4 protein-coding genes are annotated in these 4,203 nt (G+C 67.8%); 3 read left to right on the forward strand and 1 reads right to left on the reverse strand.

Annotated elements, in window-relative coordinates; genetic code table 11:
- Positions 1-706: 706 nt before the first annotated feature.
- Together AB0L00_RS45715 and AB0L00_RS45720 are read left to right on the forward strand one after the other, a co-directional pair.
- A complete protein-coding gene (locus AB0L00_RS45715) occupies positions 707-1,174 on the forward strand; it encodes a hypothetical protein (protein WP_364444556.1) in 468 nt (155 codons plus the stop codon).
- Positions 1,171-1,527, forward strand: coding sequence for a hypothetical protein (locus AB0L00_RS45720; RefSeq protein WP_364444558.1), 357 nt, complete (start codon positions 1,171-1,173; stop codon positions 1,525-1,527). Before AB0L00_RS45715 ends, AB0L00_RS45720 begins: the two co-directional genes overlap by 4 nt.
- Before the next feature lie 378 nt (positions 1,528-1,905).
- Here AB0L00_RS45720 and AB0L00_RS45725 read toward each other — a convergent pair whose 3' ends face one another.
- The gene (locus AB0L00_RS45725) at positions 1,906-2,352 is read right to left on the reverse strand and encodes a hypothetical protein (protein ID WP_364444559.1); all 447 of its coding nucleotides are present in this window, start codon (positions 2,350-2,352) and stop codon (positions 1,906-1,908) included.
- A 769-nt stretch (positions 2,353-3,121) separates the two neighbouring features.
- Between AB0L00_RS45725 and AB0L00_RS45730 the strand changes: the two genes are divergently transcribed.
- Positions 3,122-4,030 (forward strand): methyltransferase domain-containing protein, encoded by a 909-nt coding sequence (locus AB0L00_RS45730; protein WP_364444561.1) that lies wholly within the window; start codon positions 3,122-3,124, stop codon positions 4,028-4,030.
- Positions 4,031-4,203 lie beyond the last annotated feature (173 nt).

Consider the following 4,203-nt stretch of genomic DNA (forward strand, 5'->3'; position numbering starts at 1 on the left):
TCGCATCTCGAAGGATCACGCGATGGCCGTCTCAGTTCACGACGCCACGCCTCTGATCAGCGGAAACTCGTACACCACGTCCCTGGACGCAACCCGGCCAAGCTTGGCGATCTCGCAACTCGTGAAGGACTGTGTCGATGAGCACCGCGGCCTGGGCCGCGCACAGATCCCATGAACCCGCGCGCGAAGCCCGGCATGGGAGCGAGTGCGCGCGCGAGTTCCGCCGCAACGGCTCTCAGGAATCCGCGAACCCGCATGCTTATAGAAGAACGTGCCTGTCGCTACGAGCGGCCGGGTGCGGACCTGACGGCAACGGTGACGGCAACGTCGCCGACCGCCGGCTATCACAGGCACGCGTCCACTGCCGTCTACCTCGACTGGGAGGCTCTCACCAGATGGATCGTTACTCCTGAAAAGCGGAAGGTCGGCGGTTCGACCCCGCCCCTGCCCACCTCTTAGGCCAGTAGAAACGCCCCGAGCGATTGCGCTCGGGGCGTTTCTGGTCTCACTTGTGGTCTCAGTTGCCCCTTCAAGCCGCCGGTACCGGGGCTCCGGCGGGGCCGTCGTCCTTGCCCGGCTCGCTCGGTGGCGGTGCCCAGAGCAGTCCTCCGACTTGATCCGCGGTGCCGGTGAGGACCTCGGCGGGACGTGCGCACGGCGGCCGTGGGCGGCGAATTCAGAACATGATCTGAATATACTGGGGTGCATGAGCACCACCGCGGACGCAGTCACCTTCTCCGACCTGTCCCGCAACCCCAAGTCCGTCGCCGAGCGCGCCTCGCGGCTTGGCCGGCTGCGGGTCACCCACCGCGACGCCCCCGACTTCTACCTCACCGCCGCCGACCGCGAAGAGCAACGTGACGAGACGCTGACGACCGCATCTCGGATCTTCCTGGCGCTGATGAAGCACGACCCGAGCGCCCGCGCGCTACTGCTCGCCATGCCTGACGTCTTCCCCTGGGTACGCCACCTGAGCACCGAAGAGGTCCGCGCCTTCACCGTCGAGCTGGTCGACGCGCTGTCCGACGCCGCCGAGCTCGACCTCGACACGAACGCCCAAGAAGTGATCATCGGCTGGCGCGCCACCGCGCGGATCAAGGCTGACCGCGCTCAGTACGAGGAGGCGCTCCGACCGACTTCCGGCGACTTCGGTTCGGTCGAGGTCACGCCTTGAGCCCGAAGCGTGGGGACAGGGTCACCGTCCCGCCACCAGACGACGAGTGGGACGTTCGATTCGGTACCAGCGAGGCGGTACGCGGCTGGGAAGAGCTGTGCCGCCTCGCCCTGTCCAACACCCGCAGATGCCTGGACACCCTGCGCAGCGAGCCGCGTTCCCGGTCCAACCACGAACGACAGCATCGTCTTCGCGGTGACCTCGCCACCCACCGCCACAACGGCCGCGATCTCGAACAGTGGGAATACGAGGTCACCAGCGGCGGCCGCGTCCGGTACGTGATCGACGATGACAGCCGCACCGTCTGGGTCGTCTACGCATCGCCTCGCCATCCCAAGGACACCGACCGTTGACGGCAACCCTGACGGCAACGTCCCCTTCCAGAAGGTCACAAGGGCACACGTCGACCACCGTCCGACCTGCCCACGATGGGCAGCTCTAGCACCTCGCGCAGCTCGACCAGGGCGCGTTCGTACTCTGGCCCGCGTTCATGCCGACGCGGGCCAGGGGCGTCCGGGCTCACCATTGGTCGGCCCACTTCGCGTGGATCTCGTAGGGCCGCCGGCCGCTCTGCACGGCCTCGGCCTGATTCTGAGCTCGCCATCGCCGGGTTGCGGAAGACCGGCCCCGCCCACCCGAAAGGGTGGCGAAGGCCGGCTTCTTCCTCAACCGCCCAGCGTCTCTCGAACGCCACGTTGGACGGCGGCGCCGTCAGACGATGCGGCTAGCGGTCAGTCCCCGTAAGGCTTCATCGCCTTGCGCAGGAACTTCGCCGACCGCATCGCCAGCTTCGTCTTCCGCTTCGGATTCTGCGCAGCCTTCGCGGCTGCCACAGCCTTCGCGGCCCTTGCGACCCTGATCTCCTGCAGCAGGGAGACCGCCGCGCGTTCCGCGGCGACCGTGGCGATGCTGGCGAGCTGGACCCGGCGCTCCGCCGGATCCGGCTGACCCAGGATGCCCTCCGCGAGGGTGAGGGCGAAGTAACCCAGCGGACCGTTGTGTTGCGGGTCCTCCGAGCCGGAGCGCGAGAGCTTCTGTTCCAGCTCAGCCTGCTCCTCCATGCTCATCGGGGATCGCAGGATCTGCTTGGCCTGCTCTTCCAGGTCAGACCGCCACTTCCAGTCCTCCTTGTCCCCGAAAGCCAGAGCCGCGCCCAGGAGCAGCAGTACCCATCCCATTTGATCGGCCTTTCTGTTGTTGTGGACCGGTTGCGTTTACGCACCCGGACAGGTCTTGAGACCCGCAACATCCACTGTCCGAGGCGGGCCGTGGTGTGCACGGGGTGGCGTGGGCTGGTCGCAAGAGGACCCGGTAACGATGATGGAAATACGGGCCTGGACCCGGTTCATGAGGCATCCGCTGCGGAGGCTCGGACGAAGAGGCCAACTCCTTCCGTTGCTCCCCTAGTCTCTCCCTCTAGCCCCGATCGAGTGGCCCCCGTGTCTCCCAACCGTCCGTGACCTGGCTAAACCAAGAGGACACCGTGGGGACATCGCGCCTTCCATGTGTCCCCCCGCGCGCGTCGGGGGCTGGAACAGCGGCGGGCGCCCCCGCCGTTCCAGCTCGCCAGGAGGATCACGGGCGGGTGACTAACTGCGTGACAACCGCGACGAACGACGGCGGACGTTCCCGCTCGATTGGGGGCCTTCCAGGGCAGTCGGCAACGCCTACGGTGCTGGCGGAACACGCGCGTAAGTCGCCTGAAAAGCGGAAGGTCGGCGGTTCGACCTCACCCCTGCCCACCACACCTGACCAGCCAAAAGACCCCGATGCGAAGATCGCCCCGGGGTCTTTTGGCGACAACCTTCTCCTTACAAAGCCGATCGAGAATGTGCGGACGATCGCATCGAGGGGGTGGGGTCGGCCTGGTTGGCCGGAGTCAGGATGTGTCTGGTTTCATCCCGTGTCGCGCTGACACAGCACGCGGTAGGTCGTGAGGATGTGGGCATGACTTCATCGCAGCCCGTCGTCGACCCCGAGCCCGAGCCGGACAGGACCGCGGGCGGGCCGGTGAACACTGGCGGCGCGCGGTCTAGGCCCCCATCGCCGGACGCCCCCGAGTCTTCTCCAGATCACCGCTACCTGCTCGACAACGCCCGGGTGGAGGCGGGCGAGCGGTTCACCTGGCTGGCCGAGCTGTTCGACGGTGTCACGCGTGGGCACTTCGACCGGCTCGGAATGAGGGCGGGCTGGCGTTGCTGGGAAGTTGGTGCCGGAGGCCCCGGCATTCCCGAGGCACTCGCCGCAGCCGTCGGACCAACCGGTTACGTGCTGGCCACGGACATCAATCTGGCCTGGTTGGACCCGCATGGCGGGTACGAGGTGCTCCGGCACGACATCGTCGGGGACCCGCCGCCGCAACCAGGCACGTTCGACCTGGTACACGCGCGGCTCGTGCTCGTTCACGTGCCCGACCGTGCCCGGGCGTTGGCGACGATGATGGCGGCGCTGCGGCCCGGCGGTTGGCTATTGGCAGAGGATGCCGACACCGAGCTGCAGCCGCTGGCCTGCCTCGATGAGGTTGGCCCGGCGCAGCGGCGAGCCAACCGACTGCGGCGCGCCGTCCGGGAGTTGATGACCCGCCGCGGCGCCGATCTGCGCTACGGCCGTACGCTGCCGCGGGCGTTGCGTACGGCGGGCCTGGTCGATGTCACGGCGGCCGGCTGCTTCCCGGTCGGCGGGGTAGCCTGCGACCGGCTGGAGGCCGCGACGGTGCGCATGGTCCGCGCCGAGTTGCTCGCCGCGGGGCTGGCCAACGACGTCGAGATCGACGCGCACCTCGCCGCCGTCGATGCCGGCGAGCTCGACCTCACCCTCGCGCCGCTGATCTCGGCATGGGGACGCCGCCCAGGCTAAGCAGCCTGCCACCGGAGCCTCACCGTGAACGGTCAGCCGGACATCCGGGCCGCGAGAGCCGGGTTGCCTCCGGTACGGCTTAGACGTCGTTTCATTTGGGGTGATCAGTAGGATCCTGCCGTGTCGATGGTGGAGCGTCTGGTTCCCGATGAGTTGTGGGAGTTGTTCGAACG

The organism is Actinoallomurus sp. NPDC052308, assembly GCF_040679195.1.
Taxonomy (GTDB): Bacteria; Actinomycetota; Actinomycetes; order Streptosporangiales; family Streptosporangiaceae; genus Actinoallomurus; species Actinoallomurus liliacearum.